Origin of the sequence: Bacillus sp. FSL W8-0770, assembly GCF_038008705.1 — a bacterium.
In the GTDB taxonomy this organism is placed as follows: domain Bacteria; phylum Bacillota; class Bacilli; order Bacillales; family Bacillaceae_G; genus Bacillus_A; species Bacillus_A cereus.
Genome location: NZ_JBBOZR010000001.1, coordinates 4,441,172 through 4,465,649, shown reverse-complemented (window position 1 = coordinate 4,465,649; position 24,478 = coordinate 4,441,172). Strand labels below are relative to the sequence as shown.

Below are 24,478 nucleotides of genomic sequence, written 5' to 3'. Positions count from 1 at the left end.
AAAATCTATATTGTATTTTATAAACAAACTAGTTAAAATTTAGAAAAGTAGAAGGGGATAGAAGTATGAAACAGCAACCAAAAATCGCAGAACTTCTAAAACGAATTGAAACTTCAAAACAGCAAGATATTGAGCTAGGTACTTATGAAATATATGTGTTTAGTGAAAGTGAATTAGAAAAAGGACAAATCGGTTACCGATACGATAAACATAAAAATTCATTAATAAGTGAAGAAAACGGAAAGTGGCAAGAAGGATGGATTACAATTGGATATGAAACGGATATGGGCGATCCAGTTTTCGTAAATATAGATGATGACGCTTATCCGGTTTATACTGCAGAACGTGGTACAGAAAAATGGCAGCCAGTTTATATTGGAAATATGGATGAGATTATAGGGCAGTTATAAGAAAAACTTTGAATCCGGTGCAAAGTGATGGGAGAGAAGTATGAAGTATATAAAAATAATGAGCATGATTGCATTCATTGGAATATATATGGCCGGTTGTTCACAAGAGCAGCCGAAAAAAGAAACTACATCTTCTATACAAGAGAAGAACAAAGATACCAAAGAAGACGCACCAGTAGAAAAACAGCAAGAACAAGAAAAAAACGAAGAATTGCAAGCAATTCAAACGAATGAGCAAGTAGAACATAAGCAAGAGGAAGTATCGCCTGAGGAAAAGAAAGAAGAAACTACGCCAGTGCAGCCAACTGAGCAACCAGTGCAAAATAATGAACAAAAAGTAGAGAGTAATGAAAAACAAGGAAAGTTTCTCGTTGTTATTGATCCAGGGCATCAACAAAAAGCGAATTTAAATTTAGAGCCGATTGGGCCAGGGGCAGCGACGCAAAAATATAAAGTGACAGATGGTACAACTGGTGTTGTGACGAAAAAAAGAGAGGCTGTACTTGTATTAGAAATGGCTTTTTTATTAAAAGAAAAGCTTGAAGCAAAAGGGATACAAGTATTAATGACGAGAACATCACAAGACGTTGATATAAGTAATAAAGAAAGGGCGACATTCGCAAATAATCATAAGGCTAATTTATTTTTACGTCTTCATGCAGATGGTTCTGAAAATCCAAACCAAAGTGGATTCGCTGTATTGACGCCGGCAGAAGGAAGTCCATATACGAAAGAGATTTATGCGGAAAGTCTTCAAATCTCTCAAATGATTGTAAATAAAATGAGGGAGAACCAGCAAGTAAAAGTAAATGGAATTAAATTTCGGGATGATCTTTCTGGATTTAATTGGGCAAAGGTTCCTGGTGTACTATTAGAACTTGGGTTTATGTCAAATCCTGAAGAAGATAAAAAATTATCTGACTCGCAGTATGTAAATTCCTTGTTGCAAAGTGTAACAGATAGTGTAGATGCATATCGGAAGAGTAAAGCTTAAACGCAGTCTTACATGTAAGGCTGCGTTTTTCCATATGAAAACACTCGTAAATTAGAATATTATGGATAAATATGACATGCTTAATTTTACCTGCACTTTTTGCCGAATGCTGATACAATAAAGGATGTTACTATTTAGTAGAAAGAGTGGTAAGCATGTTAGATTGGATGAAAAAGCTGTTTAACAAAGAGGAAGAACAAACAGCGATGAATAAAGAAGTACCAAAGCAAGTTGAAAGTCAGCCGAAAATTCCTCGTGTAAACCACTACACTGAAGCAAGAGAAGCACAAATGGCAAGTAGGAATGCAGGTAAATGCCGTTTTCCATTAGTACCGGATAATGGGTTCGATGAAGAGGATGTTATAGAAGCAGGGCATTTTGAAGAACAACCTGTTCAAGCTGTAACATATGAGAATCAGCCTATTCAAAGAGGAATCAAAGTGGAAAGAAGCAGACGACAGTATGTGGAGAAGGTAGTTTCTACATATGAAGAGCCGGAAATGCAATATGAACCGAATCGAGAGCCTGTCGTAAAGAAAGCATCTACACCAGCGCAAGAAAGTAACCGTAGACCATTTCGTCCAACGGAAATGATTTCGCCAATTTACGGATATAACCGTCCTTCAGTAGAGAAAAAGGAAGAAAAGCAGGAGGAAGTAAAGGAAAGAGAAGACCTTGAAATATCTGTAGAGGGCAAATCAGTCGTTGATGCATGGTTAGAGAAAAAAGGATATGCACTATCTGATTTCTCAGAAGGACAAGCACCGACTTCTTCCAGTCATGAAGGAGTTGATCAGCAAGATCAACAGAGTAAAAAGGAAGAAAAGTCAGTTGTCGATCAATGGTTAGAGAAAAACGGTTATGAAATCGAACGCCAAGAGCCTATAGTAGAAGAAAAAGAAGTGTTTCAAGAAATCAGTGCACCGCAGGAAGTTTCAGCGGATGAATTACTTCATAAAACAGTAGCTGAGCAGATGGAAAGTGCTAAGCTAGAAAAAGATGTAGTGGTGTTAAACGAAAACAATCTACAAGAAGAATTAGTAGCTTCTAAAGTAGAGCACGAGGATACAATATTATCAGAAGAAATTAAACGTAATACAGAAATAAAACAACCTACTATTGAAGTAGAAAAGCAAGCTCCAGAAGAATCAGTGATTGTCAAAGCAGAAGAAAAACTTGAAGAAACAATCATTGTGGAAATACCAGAAGAAGTGTCAAAAGTAGAAGTAATTGCAGAAACGGAAGAGTTTGAAGAAGTAGTTATGGAAACAGAGGCACCTGAAGAAGTGGAAGTAATTGCGGAAGCAGAAGAAGTAGAAGTGATTGCAGAAACAGAAGAGTCAGAAGAAGTGGAAGTAATTGCGGAAGCAAAAGAGCTAGAAGAAGTGGAAGTAATTGCAGAAACGGAAGAGTCAGAAGAAGTGGAAGTAATTGCGGAAGCAGAAGAGTCAGAAGAAGCTGAAGTAATTGCGGAAGCAGAAGAGTTAGAAGAAGTGGAAGTAATTGCGGAAGCAGAAGAAACAGAAGTGATTGCAGAAACAAAAGCGCCTGTAGTAGAGACATTTGTAGCACTTGAGGAAATTCAGCAAGAAGATGAAGCAATTGAACAAAAGAGTGAATTCATACATGTTGCTGAGGCTGATGAACAAACGAAGAAAGATGTTCAAAGCTTTGCGAATGTTTTAATTGCAGAAACAGAGGAAAATAGACGAGTTGAAGAAGAAGCACCGGTCGTAGAAGAGCAACAAGTTGAAGAAGAAACACCGGTCGTAGAAGAGCAACAAGTTGAAGAAGAAACACCAGTCGCAGAAGAGCAACGAGTTGAAGAAGAAGCGCCAGTCGCAGAAGAGCAACGAGTTGAAGAAGAAGCACCGGTCGTAGAAGAGCAATCAGTTGTAGAAGAACAACCAGTTGCCGAGGAAACACCAGTCGCAGAAGAACAACCAGTTGTACAAAAAGAAGAACCAAAACGTGAGAAAAAGCGTCATGTACCATTTAATGTTGTTATGTTGAAACAAGATAGAACACGATTAATGGAAAGACATGCAGCTAGAGCAAATGCAATGCAGCCTTCTGCTAATGTACGAGTAGAGAATAAGCCAGTGCAACAAGAGGTAGCAGAACCACAAGTGGAAGAGCACCCAGTGCAGCAAGTAGTAGCAGAACCACAAGTGGAAAAGCACCCAGTGCAGCAAGAGGTAGCAGAACCACAAGTGGAAGAGCACCCAGTGCAGCAAGTAGTAGCAGAGCCACAAGTGGAAGAACAACCAATGCAGCAGGTGGTAGCAGAACCACAAGTGGAAGAGCACCCAGTGCAGCAAGAGGTAGCAGAACCACAAGTGGAAGAGCACCCAGTGCAGCAAGTAGTAGCAGAGCCACAAGTGGAAGAACAACCAATACAGCAAGTAGTGGTAGAGCAAGTACAAAAGCCAATTTCAAGTACGGAAGTACAAGAGAAAGCATATGTTGTAAATCAAAGAGAGAACGATATGCGAAATGTATTGCACACACCACCGACATACACTGTTCCGCCATTAGCGCTGTTGTCGATTCCACAGCAATCAGCGTTAGATAATACAGAATGGTTAGAGGAGCAGAAAGAATTATTAGATACAACGTTTAATAATTTTCACGTTGGAGCACATGTTATTAATGTATCGCAAGGTCCGGCAGTCACTCGTTTTGAGGTGCAGCCAGACCCAGGTGTGAAAGTAAATAAAATTACAAATTTAAGTGATGATATTAAGTTAAGCTTAGCTGCGAAAGATATTCGTATTGAAGCACCGATTCCAGGGAAGAGTGCAATTGGAATTGAAGTTCCAAATAAAGAAAGTAAGCCAGTATTTCTTCGCGAAATTTTAAGAAGTCCTGTATTCACAAAGAGTGAATCACCGCTTACTGTTGCGCTTGGACTTGATATTTCAGGGGATCCAATTGTAACGGATATTCGAAAAATGCCGCACGGACTTATTGCGGGTGCAACGGGTTCAGGTAAAAGTGTGTGTATTAACGCGATTTTAACGAGTATTTTATATAAAGCGAAACCACATGAAGTGAAGTTAATGTTAATTGATCCGAAGATGGTTGAGCTTGCACCATACAATTCTGTTCCACATCTTGTAGCACCTGTTATTACGGATGTAAAAGCAGCAACAGCTGCATTAAAATGGGCAGTTGAGGAAATGGAACGTCGTTATGAATTGTTTGCGCACGCAGGTGCTCGTGATTTAACTCGTTATAATACGATTGTAAGTGAGCGAGAAATTCCGGGAGAAACATTACCTTATATCGTTATTGTCATTGACGAGTTAGCCGACTTAATGATGGTAGCACCTGGTGATGTTGAAGAAGCGATTTGTCGTATTGCGCAAAAAGCACGTGCTTGTGGTATTCATTTATTAGTAGCGACGCAGCGTCCATCTGTAGATGTTATTACAGGTTTAATTAAGTCAAACATTCCAACGCGTATTGCGTTTACTGTATCATCTCAAGTTGATTCGCGTACGATTATCGATATTGGTGGCGCGGAGAAATTACTTGGCCGTGGTGATATGTTATTCTTAGGGAACGGTACATCTAAGCCTGTTCGTGTACAAGGTGTATATGTATCGGATGATGAGATTGAAAAGACAGTTGATCATGTGAAAAAGCAAATGAAGCCGAATTACTTATTTAAGCAAGAGGATTTATTAGCGAAAACAGAACAAGCTGAGTCGGAAGACGAATTGTTCTTCGAAGCATGTCAATTTGTTGTAGAACAAGGGGGAGCGTCCACATCTTCTGTACAGCGAAAATTCCGCATTGGTTATAATCGCGCAGCACGTCTCATTGAAGAGATGCAATCGCAAGGAATTATTTCTGAAGCAAGAGGAACGAAGCCAAGAGATGTCCTTATTTCTGAGGATGAATTCGCTGCTATGCAGGAAACAAATGTATAGTAAACGGTTATGCTGTATACTAAGAGAAAATGTTGGATAGTAAAGTAGGGAGTAAAGCGACATGAAAGAAATTGAATTAAAATTAAAAGGTGAAATAAATAGACTAACAAATAAAACATTTAAATTTGACGAACGTGTTGGAGAAGGGTGGTTCTCTGCCGTTTACTTTTTAAAGACTAGAGAAATCATCGAAGAATTTCGCCCGAAAAGTGTTGTAACGATGCAATTTTTCCAAAAGGAAAATGCAGTTCTTTGCGGAACGGATGAAGTAATTGCGTTGCTACAAACATTCGCTAAAAATCCTGAGGAACTTGAGATTAACTCTTTAAAAGATGGCGATAAAATTAGTCCATTTGAAACAGTGTTAACAATTCATGGTCCTTATGAAAATTTCGGATTTTTAGAAGGTGTCATTGATGGGATTTTAGCTCGTCGTACATCGGTTGCGACAAACGTATATAACGTTGTCCAAGCTGCGCGTAGCGTAGATAAAGAAAAACCAGTTATTTTCATGGGAGATCGTGACGATCATTATACACAACAAGCTGGTGACGGTTATGCAGCATACATCGGAGGTATGAGCGCACAAGCGACGCATGCGATGAATGAATGGTGGGGCAAAAGTGGTATGGGGACGATGCCTCACGCATTAATTCAAATGTTTAATGGTGATGTTGTAGAAGCGGCAAAAGCATATCATAAGAAATTCCCAGAAGATGAATTAGTTGTATTAATTGATTACAACAATGATGTCATTACAGATGCACTTCGCGTAGCGCGTGAATTTGGATCAACATTAAAAGGTGTACGTGTAGATACGTCCCGCACGATGATTGATCAATACTTCATTCGTCACCCAGAAGTACTTGGAACATTCGATCCACGTGGTGTAAACCCATCGCTTGTATTCGCACTTCGTAAAGCACTTGATGAAGAAGGATTCCAGCATGTAGACATCGTTGTAACTGGTGGATTTGATGAGAAGCGTATTCGTGAATTTGAAGCTCAAAACGTACCTGTTGACATATACGGGGTAGGAAGTAGCTTATTAAAAATGAATATTGGCTTTACTGGTGATAATGTAGAATTAAATGGGAAACCAGAAGCAAAAGCTGGTCGTAAATATCGTCCAAACCCACGTTTAGAGCGTGTTCAATTAGAAAAAAGAGAAGAGATGTAAAAGAGAGAAAAACTGATAGGTGATTGACCCTATCAGTTTTTCTGTTATCATAGTATAGCGGCTTCTTTTTTGCTATAATGGACTTGTTATGGATATATAAAGAAGTACGTACGAGTTTATCCTGATAAGTGAAGGGAAGAATAACTTCACTACATCAAAAATGTATGATGATTACCAAAATAAGAAAAGATTCATATACTGTCTTATAGATAGGCCGTTGTATTAGTTCGAAATGTTGGAGGTTCTTTAAGATGACAGTTTACCATTTTGTAGGAATTAAAGGAACAGGAATGAGTTCATTAGCGCAAATTCTTCATGATATGAAGCATACTGTTCAAGGGTCTGATTATGAAAAGCGTTTCTTTACACAAACAGCGTTGGAAAAGCGCAATATCTCGATCCTTCCTTTTGATAAGAATAATGTAGAAGAAGGACAGGTGATTATTGCAGGAAATGCATTTCCTGATACGCATGAAGAAATCGTAGCAGCAAAAGAATTAAACATCCCAGTCCATCGTTACCATCATTTCTTAGGTGACCTGATGAGCCAATACACAAGTGTTGCTGTAACTGGTGCACACGGAAAAACATCAACAACAGGTTTGTTAGCCCATGTAATGCAAGGTGCACACCCAACATCTTACCTTATTGGAGATGGAACAGGGCATGGGGTAGAAAATAGTAAGTATTTTGTATTTGAAGCTTGTGAGTATCGTCGTCATTTCTTGTCTTATAATCCAGACTATGCAATTATGACGAATATTGATTTTGATCATCCAGATTATTTTGCAGACATCAATGATGTATTCAGTGCATTCCAAGAGATGGCATTGCAAGTGAAAAAAGGCATTATTGCATGTGGAGATGATGAAGAACTTCAAAAAATTCAAGCGAAAGTACCTGTTATTTTCTATGGATTTGGAGAAGATAATGATTTCCAAGCACGCAACATCCAAAAGAGAACAGATGGTACTATTTTTGATGTATTCGTTCGTAATACGTACTATGACACGTTCAAAATTACAGGATACGGCAATCACAGCGTATTAAATGCGTTAGCAGTAATTGCACTTTGCCATTATGAAAACGTTGATGTAGAAGCAGTTAAGCATCAGCTAACAACTTTTGAAGGCGTAAAACGTCGCTTTAATGAAAAGCCGATGGGAGAGCAAGTGATTATCGATGACTACGCACACCATCCGACAGAAATTAATGCAACGATTGAAGCAGCTCGTCAAAAACATCCAGAGCGTGAAATTGTCGCTGTATTCCAGCCACACACATTCTCACGTACAGAAAAGTTCTTAGATGAGTTCGCAGAAAGCCTAAGCAAAGCTGATCAAGTATACTTATGTGATATTTTCGGATCAGCACGCGAAAACAAAGGTGAATTAACAATCGAAGATCTGCAAAAGCGTATTGACGGTGCAGAACTAATTACAGATACAACAACGGATGTATTAAAGAAACATAAAAACGGCGTTCTAATTTTCATGGGCGCAGGAGACATCCAAAAATTCGAAGCAGCTTACGTAAAAGAAGTTCAAGTTGCAGAGAAGTAATAGGAAAGACGCATAGCTTGGCTATGCGTCTTTTTTATGTTGTCGTGGTTATGCATTAATGTTGAAACGTCTATATATATGGAGTTGTGTTCGATATATTTCAAAAATCGTTGATATATTGGTACGCGTTTTGAAATATAAGTGTTAGAATAATAAGAAAACTAAAAAGGGGACTGAAAAATATGTTCACACTCCGAGTAGATGACGAAATCGAACTACAATTACTAGAAAAACATCATAAAGAGGAATTATATCAATTATTAGATCAAAACCGTAATCATTTACGAAAATGGCTCCCTTGGGTAGATGGGACGAAATCTGCTGATGCTTATGATGAGATTTTTCCGATGTGGTTAAAGAAGTTTGCAGAGGGAGACGGTTTTGAAAGTGGTATCCGTTACAAAGGAAAGCTCGTTGGGATGGTAGGCATTCATCCAGTGAGCTGGGGGAAGAAAGCGACGAGTCTTGGGTATTATCTTGCAGAAGATGCTGGCGGGAAAGGTATTATGACGCGTAGCGTAAAGGCTGTACTTCACTATGCATTTGAGAATTTAAAATTAAATAAAATGGAAATTCGGTGCGGTGTTGGAAATGCGAAGAGCCGCGCAATTCCAGAACGTTTAGGATTTAAGTTAGATGGTATTTTACGAGATGAAGAATGGCTATATGATCATTTTCATGATATCGCTGTATATAGTTTACTAGCTTCAGAATGGAAAGAGATTCGATGAACGAGAAGATTCGTATTGTTCCATATGAAAGTACGTTTCAAGAGGAAGTAGTAGATCTTATCGTTCATATTCAGCAAAAAGAATATAATGTTCCCATTACGAAAGAAGAGCAACCTGATTTACTTGAAATAGAAACATTCTATCAAAAGGATCACGGAAACTTTTGGGTAGCAATTTATGATGGGAAAGTAGTTGGAACAGTAGCTTTATTAGATATTGAGAATCTTCAAGTAGCGCTAAGAAAAATGTTCGTGAAGAAAGAGTTTCGCGGAAAAGAATGGAGCGCGTCACATATGTTGCTTCAAACAGCAATTTCATGGGCTGAGGATAAAAAATTGAAAGATATTTACTTAGGAACAACAGTAAAATTTTTAGCGGCACATCGTTTTTATGAAAAGAATGGTTTTGAAAGTGTGAGTATAGACGAGTTGCCGAAAAACTTTCCGGTGCTACAGGTAGATAAGAAATTTTATAGGTACATTGTGTAAAAGGTCATTTAGAAATGGCCTTTTTCTATGAAGCAAAATGGAAATAGTGGTATAATTTGGGTTAGGGGGTGTAGGTATGAACTTTCCAATTCAAAGAAGTAAGTCAGTAGTCATTTTTGTTTGTCTTACGTTAGCTTTTATGTTTATATATCCAATTGTCATGCTTTTCACTAATAAAGCGCATTGGATGTCAGCGTTGATTGGGATGGGTTTATGCTTCATTGTAAATGTACCACTCGTTTGGGAAGTATTTATTAAAAAACATAAAGTAGAAAATGGCGTATTAAAGTACGGTATTTTAAATGATGATATTGTATTAAAAGATGTGAGAATTATACGTCAGGTCGGAAAGTCTCTTGAAATTACGACGAATGCATATAAAGTACATATCGTTGCGATGCCGCAAAATATGGATGAATTCTTGGGGCTTATAGAGAAAGAAAATCCACATGTGAAAATAGAAATGGTAGGGAAGAAATAAAAACGCTCGGCGAAAATTCCGAGCGTTTTTATTATTATTTTAAGTTCTCTGGGTTTAAAGCTTCTAGTTCAGGTACAACGAAGCGTCCGTCTTTACGGATTAGTACGTCGTCGAAGTAAATTTCGCCGCCGCCGTATTCAGGGCGTTGGATGCATACTAAATCCCAGTGGATGTTCGAGTTGTTGCCGTTCCATGCATCGTCGTAAGCTTGTCCAGGAGTAAAGTGGAAGCTGCCATCGATTTTTTCATCGAATAGGATGTCTCCCATTGGATGTAAGATGTATGGGTTTACGCCAATTGCGAACTCACCAACGTAGCGTGCGCCTTCGTCTGTATCGAAGATTTTGTTAATGCGCTCTGTATCGTTTGCAGTTGCTTCAACGATTTGACCGTTCTCAAACTTAAGTTGTACATTTTCAAATGTATAACCGTTGTAAGGAGATGGTGTGTTGTAAGAAACTGTACCGTTAACAGAATCACGAACTGGTGCAGAGTATACTTCACCGTCTGGAATGTTTAAATGACCTGAGCATTTAATTGCTGGAATGTCTTTAATAGAGAATGTTAAGTCAGTTCCAGGACCAGTTAAACGAACTTTATCTGTTTTATTCATTAATGTAACAAGGCTATCCATTGCCTTATCCATTTTACCGTAGTCTAAGTTACATACTTCGAAGTAGAAGTCTTCGAAAGCTTCTGTACTCATTTTAGCAAGCTGTGCCATAGAAGCATTTGGGTAGCGAAGAACAACCCAACGTGTTTTTGGAACGCGAATGTCTCTATGAACTTTTTTACCAACTGTTTGGCCATGAACTTTCATACGCTCACTTGGAACGTCAGCTTGTTCATTAATATTATCGCCAGAGCGAAGGCCGATATAAGCGTCCATGTCTTTCATTACGCTTGCTTCATATGCAGCGATTTGTTCGAAATGTTCTTCAGTAGCACCCATTAATAAAGAGCGATCTACTTGATGATCTTTTAAAGAGACGAATGGGAAACCACCAGCTGCATATGCTTCTTTTACAAGTGCAGTTACAAGTTCTTTTTGTAAGCCAAAGTTTTCAATTAATACTTTTTCACCTTTTTGTAAGCGGATAGAGTAGTTAATTAAATTGTATGCTAACTTTTCAATACGTGGATCTTTCATATGTAAAGCCTCCCTACTAATTATGTATCCTCTCCTATTGTAACCTACTTAGTGGAATTTGTTGAATGATTTATGTTACAGTTAACGAATAAGTATGAAAATTCTAATGATGAGATAGGGATTAGAATGAAACGGAAAATGATTGTATAATAGGGGAAAGTATGAAAAAGATAAAGGAAGTGATGAAATGCAAGTTCTTTTATATGTAAGTGCGGCTATTATCGCGGTTGCTTTCGCAGTATTAGTAGTGTATGTATGCAGAACGTTGTTATCGGTTCAGAAGACGTTGGAAAACGTTGCAAGCACGTTAGAAGGTTTAGAAAAGCAAATGCAAGGAATTAGCGTAGAGACAGAGCAATTATTACATAAAACGAATGCGTTAGCTGATGATATTCAACAGAAGTCACAGTCATTAAATAAAGTGGTAGCGGGTGTAGATGGGATTGGAACGACAATCCAATCTTTAAATACGAAGCTTCGTAATGTATCGGACTCTGTAACGGACGAAATTGAAAATAACGCTGATAAAGTAGCGCAAGTTGTACAGTGGAGCAGTGCGGCGATTGAAGTATACAATCATTACCGTGCGTCGAGACAAGAGAAGAAGGTTGAAAAAGAAGAGCGTAAATTAGAAAGAATTGAGAAAAAAGCTGAAAAGAAAGAGAAACGCTCTAGATTTCGTATGAGAGGTGAATCGTGATGAATATGACAAAACTTGAAACAATTGAAGAGCTTGAAGTCTTAGTAGAAAAGAACGAGCCGTATGTTCTTTTTAAACATAGTACGACATGCCCAATTAGTCATGGTGCATACACAGAATTTCAAGCGTATTGCAGCGAAGAAAGAGAAGTGCCAGCGTATTACTTATACGTACAAGATGCGAGAGATGTGTCAAATCGTGTTGCAGAACAATACAGTATTAGACATGAATCACCGCAAGTGTTATACATAAAAGATGGGATGGTAGTATGGAATACATCTCATTGGAATATTAAAAAAGATGCTTTAGAAGAGAATATAAAGTAAAAAGAAGCAAGCTAAAGGTGCTTGCTTCTTTTTTTTGTTTTTGTTGAAATATATTTAGTGGTACACTATTAATAGTTCAAACTAAATAACTAGATTTTTGAAAGTAGGTTTTAAGTAATGAAGAAAATGGCATTATCCTTCGCAGTCGTAAGTTTATTACTGGGAGCTTGTAGTAACAATAGTAATACGATTAGTAAGAAGGATGAAGTTATACAAAAAGATACAAAAGAAAAAAGTATGATTCCGAGAACTGCTGTTTCTAAAGATTATTATAGAACTGTTATTCCTTTAAAAGAACAAAAGGTTATTAATACAGCTAATATAAAAACAAATTCTAAATTAGATTTAGCAGAGTATGAAAATGGTTTAATAAATATTGCAACGCAGCAATTTGATACAGAGAGTCACGTACTGCAATTAAACCAGTATATTCCAGAGAAACTAATTGATGAACTAGTTGCGAAAGTAGAAGCGCCAGTTTTGACGAATATTATAGAACAAGACTATTTCGGAAAACAGAATTCAAATGAATTAAGTTTATCTGGTGTTATGATTGGCTTAGCTATGTCTTCAAGTGTATCGAATGAAGAGGCTATGTCTAAAGGGACTGAAGTTGCTAAACAACTTATTGAAGCTATTAACAAAAATGATAAGTATAACAAATCTCCAATTACGTTTGCTATCTTTAAGCAAGAAAGTACTAGTTCTTTAAAAAATGGTACGTATATTGCTAGTGCTACTGTTCAAAAGAATGATATGAACCTTGGAAATTGGAGTACAATTGATGAAAAGTCGTATTCATATCCTTCTGATGAATTTATACAAGCACATGGAGAAGATAATACAAAAATAAATAACTTTGCTAAGGAAATAAAAGGTTTTTCTAATGGAGATTTTATTCCAGTCAACGCTAAAGTTTCTTATAAGAAAGATCAAATGGATACATTAAATATGAATATTGTTATTAAATATAACGGTAAAACAGAATTAATGGCTCTTACCCAATTGGCTGCGCAAGGTATGTTAGACAAATTGCCTAAAGATGCGAAAGTACAATTACAGATCAAGTCCGAAAGTAAAATTGAGGCCGTTATTATAAAAGAGAAAAACAGTGATAAACCGTTTGTTTCCTTCTTGTAAAAAAAGACAGTATGTAAACTGTCTTTTTTTTATTTTAAATGAAAATATACAATGTTTTTTGATAGTAATTCATTGCTGTATATCGTGTGACAATCGTATATGTATCAGCTATAATAAGTTATCTTAAAAAAGTAACATATAGGAATTTGAAAGAGGTGGCTTTCTTATGGCATCACAACAATTAGGTCGTTTACGTTCTGAAATTGATCAACTTAATTTACAAATATTAGAGTTACTAAACGAAAGAGGTCGTCTCGTACAAGAAGTTGGTAATTTAAAAGAAGTACAAGGTGTGAAACGTTTTGATCCTGTACGTGAAAGAAATATGCTGGATTTAATTGCAGAGAATAATAATGGTCCATTTGAAACTTCGACTTTACAACATATTTTCAAACAAATTTTTCAAGCTGGTTTAGAATTACAAGAAGATGATCATCGTAAAGCATTACTTGTTTCTCGTAAGAAAAAAACAGAAGATACGATTGTTGAAATTAATGGTGAAAAAATTGGTGACGGAAATCAGCATTTTATTATGGGACCGTGTGCAGTGGAAAGTTATGAACAAGTACGTCAAGTTGCTGAAGCAATGAAAGAGCAAGGTCTGAAATTAATGCGTGGTGGTGCGTTCAAACCACGTACTTCACCGTATGATTTTCAAGGTCTTGGATTAGAGGGATTACAAATTTTGCGCCAGGTAGCAGATGAATATGATTTGGCTGTTATTAGTGAAATTTTAAATCCGAATGATATTGAGATGTCATTAGATTACGTTGATGTTATTCAAATTGGTGCTCGCAATATGCAAAACTTTGATTTGCTAAGGGCAGCTGGTGCTGTAAATAAACCAGTATTATTAAAACGTGGTCTATCAGCAACGATTGAAGAATTCATTAATGCGGCAGAATATATTATGGCAAAGGGAAATGGGAACATTATTTTATGTGAACGAGGTATTCGCACGTATGAAAGAGCGACGCGTAATACGCTTGATATTTCCGCTGTGCCGATTTTAAAGAAAGAAACACATTTACCTGTCGTTGTCGATGTAACGCATTCTACAGGGCGACGTGACCTTCTCTTACCAACTGCAAAAGCAGCGATGGCAATTGGTGCAGATGCAATTATGGCTGAAGTACATCCAGATCCAGCTGTAGCTTTATCAGATGCGGCGCAGCAAATGAATATACCGCAGTTCAATGATTTTATGAATGAATTAAAATCATTTGGAAGTAAATTATAAAAACTTTTAATGAGCTGTTCCAAAAAGGGATTTTGGAACAGCTTTCTCTTATTGTATAGCGACTGTCATTGTCGATTTTTGTTGGTAAGTTGATATATTTAAAAAATCGCTGATATAATTAGAGTTGCGGTCGATATATTTGGAAAATCGCTGATATATTTCGAGTTATAGTCGATGTATTCGAAAAATCGCCGATATAAATTTCATTTACTATCGTACTGCTTAAAATAAGATTTCTACTTAGGAAACATCTATTTTTTTACAAAAAATGCCCTTTTTTCATAAAAAATACGAAAATACGAGAAAAGAAGCGAATTTTTTCGAAACTTTTGCGGGAAAATATTGTATGAGCCTGCGTTTTTATCGTATCATTAGTAAAAGGAAGAACTCGGGACGATTGGTGGCATCTGCAAATAGAGTTGATGTCTTTTTTTCATTCAAGTAACCGATACATAAAAATAGATAACAAAAATAGAAGGAGTGTGCGATGAGATGAACGTAACAATCTATGATGTAGCGCGCGAAGCAAACGTTTCAATGGCTACCGTATCTCGTGTTGTGAACGGTAACCCAAATGTAAAGCCTACAACAAGAAAGAAAGTATTAGAAGCAATTGATCGTTTAGGATACCGCCCGAATGCGGTAGCACGTGGACTAGCAAGTAAGAAGACAACTACAGTAGGTGTTATTATTCCTGATATCTCAAATACGTTTTATGCAGAACTTGCACGTGGAATTGAAGATATCGCAACAATGTACAAATATAACATCATTTTAAGTAACTCTGATCAAAACAAAGAGAAAGAGTTCCATTTATTAAATACGATGCTTGGAAAACAAGTGGACGGAATTGTTTTCATGGGTGAAGATATTACAGACATTCACATTGAAGAATTTAAAAAATCTCCAGTACCAATTGTATTAGCAGCGTCATTTGATGAGCAAAATGAAACGCCATCAGTAAATATTGATTATACACAAGCAGCTTATGATGCAATGAAGCACTTTATCGAGCAAGGACATAAACGTATCGGTTTCGTCTCTGGTCCTTTCATTGATAAAGCGGGAAGCGCGAAGAAGTTACAAGGTTATAAAAAAGCTTTAGAAGAAGCAGGTATTTCATATGATGAAAATCTTGTAATCGATGGAGATTACACATATGACTCAGGTATTGAAGCATTCGAAAAGCTTTGGAGCAATGATGAAAAGCCAACAGCAATCTTCGTGTCTTCTGATGAAATGGCACTAGGTGTAATCCATGCAGCACAAGACGCTGGATTAAACGTACCAACTGACGTAGAAGTACTTGGTTTCGATAATACACGTCTTGCATTAATGGTTCGTCCGCAGCTTTCAACAGTTGTTCAACCGATGTATGATATCGGTGCAGTAGCAATGCGTTTATTAACAAAGTATATGAACAAAGAAAAAGTGGAAGATCACACTGTTATATTACCTCACCGTATCCAATTTAGAGATTCAACGAAGTAAGTATAAAAAAGCTCACAGCATTTGCTGTGAGCTTTTATTTGTATTCAGGATAGTATTTTTGTACTACTGTATCTGCCGTGTTATTTTTCTTAACGTGTAAAAATCTTGCGTACAATTCTTTTCCGGTTTCAAATGGTGTATCGTCTAATTCAAACACATGCAACACTTTTCGGAACTTCCACGTTATTTGCTCACCGTACATATTATCGTACGTATCTTCAGATTGCATAGCAATTTTTTTACCAAGTTCGTGAGCATCCTCTAAACTGTTTGCTTTAACAAGAATAATGCTTTCTTCAAAAAGTGTATTGTGATTCTCTTCATAATGCCTTCGCTATAGATGGGGCTATTCCTTGTTATATGTCACATAAGTGCAAATTTAACTATTATAGGGCAATGTCATGTATAATAGAAAGAAAAGGCTTGTGAGGGGGGAAAAGAGATGATCGTTCTTTGGATAATTACGCTTTGTATGACTGCTATTTTTGCATATATGACGTTAAAACAAAATGGTTTAAAGCGATTTGTTCCAGGAAGTATTCTTGCAGGAATTGCCCTTATCACGTATGTAATTTCTATTTTTATTGAAAGTGTATCAGTAGATATGAGCACAAGTTTAATGTTTATTGGTATTACACTATTTGCAGGTAGCATTATGGTACTTATGGTTGCTGGTATTATTTTATTTATTCATATGAATTCGGAAACGTTATAGCATATAGAAAAGGCATGTCCAGAGGGACATGCCTTTTTATCCGTTCAATTATGCTCTATCTTTAGAAGAGTTTTGCTGTTTTAGTAAGTCGCGAATTTGGCCAAGAAGAACTTCTTCTTTTGTTGGTTCTGGAATTTCTTCCTCTTTTTCTTCTTCTTCTTTTTTAGATGTTAGTTTGTTGAAAACTTTAACAAACATAAAGATAGAAGCTGCGATAATTAAGAAGTCAAAAATTGTTTGGATGAAGTTACCATACATAACAGCAGATTTACCGTATCCAAAGTGTAAATCTGTAAAGTCAACGCCACCTAATACCATACCAAGTAATGGTGTGATGATATCTTTTACTAAAGAACTAACGATTTTACCGAATGCAGCACCGATTACAACCCCGACAGCTAAATCAACGACATTCCCTTTGAAAGCGAATTTTTTAAACTCGTTCCACATGTGTTAATCCCATCCTTTCCACGATTCATTATGAAATTTATAATTCCTATCAACATATTCTATAGAAATTTATGAGAGAAATAAAGAGGGAATGGGAATGAAAGTAAATTCTGAAAAATGTATCCGTTTTAATTTTTGTTTACATCATCTAGTAAAGATTGTAGCATTTGCTGTGTTTTTAATCCTTCTAATCCATCTACAACGGGCTTTGTATCGCCTTGTACACACTCAATAAAATGATGAACAGCATCTTCAAAACCACGTTGTTTTAACGTCGTATCCCATGATGGGGAACCACTTTGTGAAACTGAGTTTTCCTGTTCAATTTCAAATGTATTCATATTTTTTACGCGAATGATTTTCCCTGGCGTTACAAGTTCAATTTGTTCTAAATTTGTACCGGCATGGCGATGCATTGCAGTAGAAAGTAACAGTCCACTTGGAGTTGTATATGTATGATGTCCGTAAAGAAGTTCATTCTTTTCATTGATTTGCATCATATTGTGAACGGCGTTAAGGTCATCATTAGCTAACCAGCGAGCGGTATCTACAATGTGTAAATAATCATCTAACATAGTGAAGTCGTACGTATATGGCCCGACTTTATTTGTACGATGCTTTTCAATTCGAATCCATGAAATATCATGAGCCTGTTCTTTGGCAGCGACATACATAGGAACGAATCTGCGATTAAATCCGACCATTAATTTTCGGTTATACTTCTCGCTCAACTCGACTAGTTGCTCAGCTTGTTCCACTGTAGCTGCTAGCGGTTTATCAACATAAACGTCGATCCCTTTTTTTAGAAGTTCAGAAACGATTTCATAATGCGATGCAGTTGAACTATGAACGAAGATTGCATCGCATTCCGAAGCTAACATTTCAATAGAATGAAAGTCTTGAATTCGGTATTGCTGGCAAACTTGTTTTCTTTTCTCTGCGTTAGGTGTAAACGCCCCTACAAAATTCCAATCAGTTTCTTTTGTAAGTGTTGGAAGATAGGCCTTTTGCGCAATACTTCCAAGTCCAATCATCCCAATTTTAGGTTTGTTCATTTTTATTCCCACCCTATTAATAGTAATGTAACGGCTTAAATGTAGCATAGGGTGGGGGAGGAAGGCAAAAATTAGCTTTTTACTTACGGCCTTCTAACAAAATCTTCTCTATCTCCTCAAAGTGATGAGCGCGAGCATGCTCTAGCGGAGTAACACCATCATTGTCTGGAATATTTACATCTGCACCGTGCTCAATAAGAAGGCGAATGACTTGTTGCTGTGTTTCGTTTCCGTTACTTAGTACGATGGCTTCCATTAAAGCTGTCCATCCCAAGTTATTTACATGATTTACATCAATATTTGTTTGAGTGAGTAGTTCTTTTATAACGTCAATATAGCCATGTTCTGAGGCTGGGATAAGAGCTGTTCCGCCGTAACGATTTGTAATCGTAGGATCTGCACCAGCATCAATTGTTAGTTTTAAAATGTCTAAGTAACCTTCCGCACCGGCGTATAGAAAGGGATTATTTTTCATGTCATCTTGGATATTTACGTCAGCACCAGCTTTGATAAGTGCCTTTGCGGTTTTTACATCATTTTTGTATGTAGCAATCATAAGCGGAGTACGTCCTTGACTATCCGTCGCATTTATATTTGCGCCTTGTTTTAGTAAAGATATAACAGTATTCGTTTCATTTTTTTCAGTAGCTGCTAGTAGTGCAGTCTCCATGTTTATCATCTCCTTTTTTACTTCTTGTTCTTGCGAGCATCCTTGTAAAAAAATTACGCAACATATCATACTGAATGTTTTTTTGAACATGGAATTTCAACCTCCTAATTTCAACTGTAAAATAGGAACATTAAATTTTTATAAACTGACGCTAAAATTACTATAAAATCGCTTGAGTAATTGAACATATATTTTTATGCTTATAAATAATAAGGTTTGATAAAGTGAGGATTTAAGATATGTCTATTAAAACAAGGTTTTTATTTTCTTATATTGCTGTTATCCTCGTTTCCATTACGCTTATATTAGTCACGGGATTTTTAATCGTTTTTTCGATAACAGGTGACTTGGAAGCAGTGAAAAATTTCTATAAAAGTTCTTACATTCAAAAGCCGCTTACACCAGAAGAAGAGAATGCCTATCTTGAGTTGAAGTCAGCAGCCAAACAGCATCAATCTCAATTGTTAGATGAGTCGTTTGTCTCAGCAATAGAAAAAGAGGGTGTGAAAATAGTAGTAAGAAAAGGAGAAACACTTTCATATGCTTCAAACGTATTTGAAAGTGTATCTTTAAAAGAAGCCCTTCCGAAATTTGAATCAGCAAATATTAATAGTCGTGGTACAACGGAACTAGGCGATACATTTTATCGATATGTAAAGTTTGATTTTTATTTTCCTCAGGAAGAAGAGGGAAGTATATTTGTATTAAAAAAGCAAAGTTCATTTGTAGATCTTACACAAAAATTATTTCCAATCTTATTCGTATCGCTTTTACTACTAGCCATTTTACTCATTGGATTATTAAGTTACCTCGTTTCAAGAAGTGTAATAAAACCAATTTTTGTATTGAAAGGCGCAACGGAGAAAATTAAAGAAGGAAATTTAGATTTTCAAATACCAGTTACATCACACGATGAAATAGGGCAATTAAATCAAGGATTTGAGGAAATGAGGAAGAGATTAAAAGAATCGATAGAGATGCAAACGCAGTATGAAGAAAATCGAAAAGAGCTTATTTCAAACATCTCTCATGATTTAAAAACACCGATTACATCAATTATCGGATATGTAGAAGGAATAAAGGACGGAGTAGCAAATACGCCAGAAAAAATGGATAAGTATTTAACAACTATCCATACGAAGGCAAAACATATGGACACACTCATTGATGAACTATTTTTATTTTCGAAGCTCGATTTGAATCGAGTTCCATTCCAGTTTGAAACAGTTGAATTGAATACGTTTATGCAAGAATTAATAGAAGAGATGCAGATGGATTTAAGTGAAGAAGGTATAGAAGTGCGCCTACAGTTACATGCATCACCACTATATGTAACGGCTGATTGCGAAAAGATCAATAGAGTTATATCAAATTTAATTCATAATAGTGTGAAATACATGGATAAAGAAGAGAAGAAAATTACTGTAACAGTATCGAGTGATAATAATAAAGTTATTGTGAAAGTGATGGACAATGGATCAGGTATAGAATCTGATACATTGCCGTATATCTTTGAACGTTTTTATCGTGCAGAACAATCGCGGAATTCTAGCACAGGTGGAAGTGGACTTGGTTTAGCAATAGCGAAGCAAATTGTTGAAGAACATGGCGGGGAAATTTGGGCGGAAAGCGAGCTTGGTAAAGGCACAAGCATTTTCTTCTCATTGGAAAAAGTAGAGGAATGTGGTGAGTAAATTGAAAAGAATTTTATTAATAGAAGATGAAGTAAGTATTGCAGAATTACAGCGAGATTATTTAGAAATTAATGATTTCCAAGTTGATGTAGAGCATTCAGGAGAAATAGGTTTACAAACAGCCTTGCAAGAAGACTATGATTTAATTATTTTAGATATTATGCTTCCGAAAATGAACGGATTCGAAATTTGTAAACAAATACGTGCTGTAAAAGATATTCCGATTCTACTTGTTTCAGCAAAAAAAGAAGATATAGATAAAATTCGTGGACTCGGATTAGGAGCGGATGATTATATAACGAAACCGTTTAGCCCGAGTGAATTAGTCGCAAGAGTAAAAGCACATATTGCCCGTTATGAAAGATTATTAGGAAATGTAAGTAAGCAACGTGATACGTTATATATTCACGGAATTTCTATCGATCAACGAGCGAGAAAAGTTTTTATAAACAATGAAGAAGTGGCGTTTACAACGAAGGAATTTGATTTATTAACATTCTTTGTCACACATCCAAACCAAGTATTAAATAAAGAACAGTTATTTGAACGCATTTGGGGATTAGATTCCGCTGGGGATTTAGCCACTGTTGTCGTCCACATTAGAAAGCTACGTGAAAAAATTGAAAGAGATCCTGCTCACCCGCAATATATTGAAACGGTATGGGGAGCTGGTTATCGTTTTAATGTGTAATATACCTGCCGAGTAATTGGCAGGTTTTTTTGTATGTTATTCAAATGGAAAGGAAGGAATAGGTAATTTATGTTAAAATGTAAAGAGAAACAAAACAGAGGAGAGCATGAGGGGCGTGCTATATTTTGGGAGATATATTAAAAGATAATAAATCAAACAAGGCTTTAAAGATTGGAACTAATATCGTACTTATCTTATTGATTATTGGTGCAATACAAATGTTTTATGATGAAGATTCTATGAATGATTATTTCGGTTGGGTCTTTTTTGCAATCTTTTGGGTAATTAAAAGCATTTCTAGCTCTAAGGTAAGTTTAAAAGATAGAGATAAAAAGTCGGTATTACTTGATGTGGGTTTAGTTGTTATTTCTTTTATTTTTTTAGTTGTTTTTAGTGTGAAATATTTCGTTTGAAAAAAGCTCATAGTCGTATAGAGGCTATGAGCTTTTTGTCAGTGTTTAGGTTTTCTTAATAATAATAGTACTAACGATTTATAAAATGTTTGAGTAGTAGAAGTAAACTGATCAGCTTCTTCTAAAAAAGGATAATGGTTGCTCTCCTCAAATGTCACAAAAGTAGAATCGCATATACCCTCATGTATCTCGATGGAATATTGAATAGGACACTGCACATCATATCTTCCGCATATAATAAGTGTCTTTGTTTGGATGAAAGGTAAATACTCTCTTAAATCAAATGAAGGATATTCATTGGCGAAAGCATTCATCCGGCTAATGGACATTGTTTTGTTGATTGGTTTACAAAAATAAGAGTTGTAGTTTTCTGGTTTAAACAATGATAATTTTGTTCTCTCAGTAGATAGTTCTTTTCGTTCTTCACTTGTAAGGTGAGGGCTTTTTAAGTTTTCGATGAGTTTTTGCATATAATGAAACTGTGGATGTGCTGGGTGATAAATGCAAAATGGTGTTTCGGTATAGTTACTTGCTGCAGCGCCTGCTACGACTAATGATTGTAAGGAATTTGGATATGTAATCGCATATAAAAGTCCAAGCATACCACCTGTTGAATGACCGGCGAAATGCCATGTTGGAAGTTGTAATGCTTCTCGTATGGCTTCTAAGTCGTGGATTGTTTCAATCATGCTTAATTCGTTTTCTAACTGGGCGGTTACAGAGCGACCAGTATCTCGTAAATTAATGAGAAATACACGATGCGTAGCAGTAAAAACATCCGCAAAGTAATCCCCAGTTTCATTAAATTGTGAATAGTGATGTGTAATACAAAGCGATTCGCCATTTCCTTTTGTAAAGAGTTCAAATGTACCGCGTTTCGTGTTGATTATTTGTTGTGTCCACATAATATCACGACCTTTTCTCATAAAAGTTGGGCCAGACTGTTATAAAATGAAAATATATCAGCGATTATTAGAATATATCGGCGCAACTCGGAATATATCAGCGATTATCAAAATATATCGGCGTAACTCGGAATATATCAGCGATTATTAAAATATATCGACTTACCGACAGAAAACGACAATAATAGCAAGCTTTAAATAAAAGGAGGCTATTCAAAAACGAGCCTCCTTTTCGTTTAGTATAAAGATTTTGTCATATTATTCCGAATAATTTCAAGGGATTTCGCTACAGTTAATGCGTTTTTTTCTTCAATTTCTGGTTTACGGGGGATAGGTTTATACATGTTGTCTGGATCTTCCCATGTGAGGGGAAGTTCTGTTTCTGCTTGTCCTTTCCAAGCTTCAATCCATTCTGGAGGGAGATAACCTGAGATGTTTTGGATGTTGTTCATTTCGAGCCAAATGAGTGCCCAAGCTCTTGGAACGACGCGCCAGTGATCGTAGCCACCGCCGCCGACAGCAATCCAGCGACCGTCGCAATATTCGTTAGCGATTTCGCGAGCGAGCTTCGGTATTTCGCGGTAAATATTCATCGTCGCACAAAGATGTGTAAGTGGGTCATAATAATGTGCGTCAGCACCATTTTGCGTTAAAATAATATCCGGTTTAAAGTACGCTGCAACTTCTTTTACAACAGTTCGATATGATTCTAAGAATGATTCATCTTCTGTAAAAGCATCGAGTGGAACGTTAAAAGAATAACTATAACCATTACCTTGTCCACGTTCGTTTACAGCGCCAGTTCCAGGGAATAAATAGCGACCAGTTTCATGCAGTGAAATGGTGCATACGTTAGGGGCATCATAAAACGACCACTGTACGCCATCACCGTGATGAGCATCTGTATCAATATATAAGACGCGTAAACCGTATTTCTTTTGAATATATTTCATTGCGATAGAACTGTCGTTATAAATACAAAAGCCAGATGCTTTGCCGCGAAAGCCGTGATGTAAGCCGCCGCCCAAATTAAGTGCGTGTTTTACTTTTCCGGAAAGAACAGCATCGACAGCTGTTAACGTACCACCAACGAGCAATGCACTTGCTTCGTGCATATTTGGGAACATTGGTGTATCTTCTGTTCCGAGTCCATATGTCATCGCAATTGATTTTTCTAACTTTCCTTCTCCAGCACGTTTTACCGCATTTATGTACTCCTCTGTATGAATGTAGGCAATCTCTTCATCTGTAGCCATCCGTGGTGAGATGATTTGAGAGGGAGAGATGAAACCGCCCTTTTGTAATAAATCATACGTAAGTGTGACGCGCAGTTGGTTAAAAGGATGATCAGGGCTAAATGAATAGCCCCGAAAGTCATCCGAATAAATAAACGCGCTACTCATGCCTGCATCCCCATGATGTTTGGCCATAATACGCGGTAACCTTCTGCTTCAAGTGCATCAATCACTTTTAGAGGATTCATCGTTTGAATGCGGAAAACGAGTACTTTATCATTCTCGTCTTTTGCTGGGTAGACGAGAACGCTCACGATATTTATTTGTAAATCACTAAAAATAGCAACGACTTTTCCAAGAATACCAGGTTCGTTTTTTACTTGAATTTCAATTTGCGAACTTGGTTGATGTGCTCCTGTTAATTTTACTAATGTGTGCAGTACTGTAGATTCAGAAATGATTCCAACTAACTTCCCAGCCTTTGTAACAGGAAGACAGCCAATTTTATTTTCAAAAAATAAAGTAGCAATTTCCTCAACAAAATCGAGAGGATGACAAGTCATAACAGGATGTTTCATAATAAGTTCGAGCGGTTGCTGTAGCATATCGAGTGAAACTTGTTCATCTAGAATAGACGGACTTGCATCTCTTACATCCCGATCAGAAATAATGCCTACGACGTGATTATTTTGATCGACAATTGGAATGTGCCGAATGCCTTTCGTGCGTATCGTTCGGATTGCTGTTTCGATTGTATCGTTTGGATGTAATGTAACTACATTTTGATTCATAATTTCTTCTACAATCATTCCAGTTGCC

Annotated in this window: 24 protein-coding genes and 1 pseudogene; 17 read left to right on the top strand and 8 right to left on the bottom strand. The window is 36.7% G+C overall.

What is annotated here, in order from left to right; translation table 11 throughout:
- Nucleotides 1–65 precede the first annotated feature (65 nt).
- The 8 genes from NST27_RS22990 (at nt 66) to NST27_RS22955 (ending at nt 9,784) form a co-directional block, all read left to right on the top strand.
- A complete protein-coding gene (locus NST27_RS22990) occupies nt 66–410 on the top strand; it encodes a hypothetical protein (protein WP_047386990.1) in 345 nt (114 codons plus the stop codon).
- A 40-nt stretch (nt 411–450) separates the two neighbouring features.
- On the top strand, nt 451–1,404 hold the full coding sequence (locus NST27_RS22985) for an N-acetylmuramoyl-L-alanine amidase (protein WP_047386989.1): 954 nt from the start codon (nt 451–453) through the stop codon (nt 1,402–1,404).
- A 155-nt stretch (nt 1,405–1,559) separates the two neighbouring features.
- Nucleotides 1,560–5,342: a DNA translocase FtsK gene (locus tag NST27_RS22980; RefSeq protein WP_341035193.1), complete on the top strand. Its 3,783-nt coding sequence runs from the start codon at nt 1,560–1,562 to the stop codon at nt 5,340–5,342.
- A 61-nt stretch (nt 5,343–5,403) separates the two neighbouring features.
- Nucleotides 5,404–6,522 (top strand): nicotinate phosphoribosyltransferase, encoded by a 1,119-nt coding sequence (locus NST27_RS22975; RefSeq protein WP_000658370.1) that lies wholly within the window; start codon nt 5,404–5,406, stop codon nt 6,520–6,522.
- 251 nt (nt 6,523–6,773) lie between these two features.
- On the top strand, nt 6,774–8,084 hold the full coding sequence (murC, locus tag NST27_RS22970; protein ID WP_000219457.1) for a UDP-N-acetylmuramate--L-alanine ligase: 1,311 nt from the start codon (nt 6,774–6,776) through the stop codon (nt 8,082–8,084).
- A 182-nt stretch (nt 8,085–8,266) separates the two neighbouring features.
- Entirely contained in the window at nt 8,267–8,815 is a 549-nt protein-coding gene (locus NST27_RS22965; RefSeq protein ID WP_025966470.1) for a GNAT family N-acetyltransferase, read from the top strand.
- Nucleotides 8,812–9,303: a GNAT family N-acetyltransferase gene (locus NST27_RS22960; protein ID WP_025966469.1), complete on the top strand. Its 492-nt coding sequence runs from the start codon at nt 8,812–8,814 to the stop codon at nt 9,301–9,303. Before NST27_RS22965 ends, NST27_RS22960 begins: the two co-directional genes overlap by 4 nt.
- A gap of 76 nt (nt 9,304–9,379) precedes the next feature.
- The gene (locus NST27_RS22955; protein ID WP_001010627.1) at nt 9,380–9,784 is read left to right on the top strand and encodes a PH domain-containing protein; all 405 of its coding nucleotides are present in this window, start codon (nt 9,380–9,382) and stop codon (nt 9,782–9,784) included.
- A gap of 34 nt (nt 9,785–9,818) precedes the next feature.
- Here NST27_RS22955 and NST27_RS22950 read toward each other — a convergent pair whose 3' ends face one another.
- The gene (locus tag NST27_RS22950; RefSeq protein ID WP_000654731.1) at nt 9,819–10,934 is read right to left on the bottom strand and encodes an aminopeptidase; all 1,116 of its coding nucleotides are present in this window, start codon (nt 10,932–10,934) and stop codon (nt 9,819–9,821) included.
- A gap of 187 nt (nt 10,935–11,121) precedes the next feature.
- Here NST27_RS22950 and NST27_RS22945 point away from each other — a divergent pair, with 187 nt between their 5' ends.
- The 5 genes from NST27_RS22945 to ccpA all read left to right on the top strand — a co-directional run bounded on the left by NST27_RS22945 (nt 11,122) and on the right by ccpA (nt 15,831).
- The gene (locus NST27_RS22945; protein WP_001197720.1) at nt 11,122–11,634 is read left to right on the top strand and encodes a DUF948 domain-containing protein; all 513 of its coding nucleotides are present in this window, start codon (nt 11,122–11,124) and stop codon (nt 11,632–11,634) included.
- Nucleotides 11,634–11,960, top strand: coding sequence for a bacillithiol system redox-active protein YtxJ (gene ytxJ, locus NST27_RS22940; RefSeq protein ID WP_001057469.1), 327 nt, complete (start codon nt 11,634–11,636; stop codon nt 11,958–11,960). Before NST27_RS22945 ends, ytxJ begins: the two co-directional genes overlap by 1 nt.
- 117 nt (nt 11,961–12,077) lie before the next feature.
- Nucleotides 12,078–13,100 carry a CamS family sex pheromone protein gene (locus tag NST27_RS22935; RefSeq protein ID WP_047386986.1) on the top strand — a complete coding sequence of 341 codons (1,023 nt, stop codon included), beginning with the start codon at nt 12,078–12,080 and terminating at the stop codon, nt 13,098–13,100.
- A gap of 166 nt (nt 13,101–13,266) precedes the next feature.
- On the top strand, nt 13,267–14,340 hold the full coding sequence (locus tag NST27_RS22930) for a bifunctional 3-deoxy-7-phosphoheptulonate synthase/chorismate mutase (protein ID WP_000168204.1): 1,074 nt from the start codon (nt 13,267–13,269) through the stop codon (nt 14,338–14,340).
- 492 nt (nt 14,341–14,832) lie between these two features.
- Complete coding sequence (ccpA, locus tag NST27_RS22925; protein ID WP_001103297.1) at nt 14,833–15,831, top strand: catabolite control protein A; 999 nt, start codon at nt 14,833–14,835, stop codon at nt 15,829–15,831.
- A gap of 34 nt (nt 15,832–15,865) precedes the next feature.
- Here the strand turns inward: ccpA and NST27_RS22920 are convergent.
- Nucleotides 15,866–16,159, bottom strand: a pseudogene (locus NST27_RS22920) (DUF4288 domain-containing protein); the annotation flags it as partial.
- A gap of 114 nt (nt 16,160–16,273) precedes the next feature.
- Between NST27_RS22920 and NST27_RS22915 the strand changes: the two are divergent.
- Entirely contained in the window at nt 16,274–16,546 is a 273-nt protein-coding gene (locus NST27_RS22915) for a DUF3917 domain-containing protein (RefSeq protein WP_000636589.1), read from the top strand.
- A gap of 48 nt (nt 16,547–16,594) precedes the next feature.
- On the opposite strand, the gene mscL is transcribed toward NST27_RS22915, so the two are convergent.
- From mscL to NST27_RS22900, 3 genes are all read right to left on the bottom strand, one after another.
- Nucleotides 16,595–16,996: a large conductance mechanosensitive channel protein MscL gene (mscL, locus tag NST27_RS22910; protein ID WP_061661741.1), complete on the bottom strand. Its 402-nt coding sequence runs from the start codon at nt 16,994–16,996 to the stop codon at nt 16,595–16,597.
- 128 nt (nt 16,997–17,124) lie between these two features.
- Complete coding sequence (locus NST27_RS22905; protein ID WP_001039691.1) at nt 17,125–18,051, bottom strand: Gfo/Idh/MocA family protein; 927 nt, start codon at nt 18,049–18,051, stop codon at nt 17,125–17,127.
- Between the two features lie 79 nt (nt 18,052–18,130).
- A complete protein-coding gene (locus NST27_RS22900) occupies nt 18,131–18,811 on the bottom strand; it encodes an ankyrin repeat domain-containing protein (protein WP_000475112.1) in 681 nt (226 codons plus the stop codon).
- Between the two features lie 149 nt (nt 18,812–18,960).
- Between NST27_RS22900 and NST27_RS22895 the strand changes: the two genes are divergently transcribed.
- The 3 genes from NST27_RS22895 (at nt 18,961) to NST27_RS22885 (ending at nt 21,519) form a co-directional block, all read left to right on the top strand.
- Nucleotides 18,961–20,415: a sensor histidine kinase gene (locus NST27_RS22895; RefSeq protein ID WP_000023892.1), complete on the top strand. Its 1,455-nt coding sequence runs from the start codon at nt 18,961–18,963 to the stop codon at nt 20,413–20,415.
- A 1-nt stretch (nt 20,416) separates the two neighbouring features.
- Complete coding sequence (locus NST27_RS22890) at nt 20,417–21,106, top strand: response regulator transcription factor (protein WP_001986686.1); 690 nt, start codon at nt 20,417–20,419, stop codon at nt 21,104–21,106.
- Nucleotides 21,107–21,228: 122 nt separating this feature from the next.
- On the top strand, nt 21,229–21,519 hold the full coding sequence (locus NST27_RS22885) for a hypothetical protein (protein WP_076774657.1): 291 nt from the start codon (nt 21,229–21,231) through the stop codon (nt 21,517–21,519).
- Between the two features lie 38 nt (nt 21,520–21,557).
- On the opposite strand, the gene NST27_RS22880 is transcribed toward NST27_RS22885, so the two are convergent.
- From NST27_RS22880 to NST27_RS22870, 3 genes are all read right to left on the bottom strand, one after another.
- Nucleotides 21,558–22,445 (bottom strand): alpha/beta fold hydrolase, encoded by an 888-nt coding sequence (locus tag NST27_RS22880; RefSeq protein ID WP_141526341.1) that lies wholly within the window; start codon nt 22,443–22,445, stop codon nt 21,558–21,560.
- 215 nt (nt 22,446–22,660) lie between these two features.
- Nucleotides 22,661–23,827 (bottom strand): acetoin utilization protein AcuC, encoded by a 1,167-nt coding sequence (gene acuC / locus NST27_RS22875; protein ID WP_080296769.1) that lies wholly within the window; start codon nt 23,825–23,827, stop codon nt 22,661–22,663.
- A complete protein-coding gene (locus tag NST27_RS22870) occupies nt 23,824–24,468 on the bottom strand; it encodes an acetoin utilization AcuB family protein (RefSeq protein ID WP_000634583.1) in 645 nt (214 codons plus the stop codon). Before NST27_RS22870 ends, acuC begins: the two co-directional genes overlap by 4 nt.
- Nucleotides 24,469–24,478: the final 10 nt, after the last annotated feature.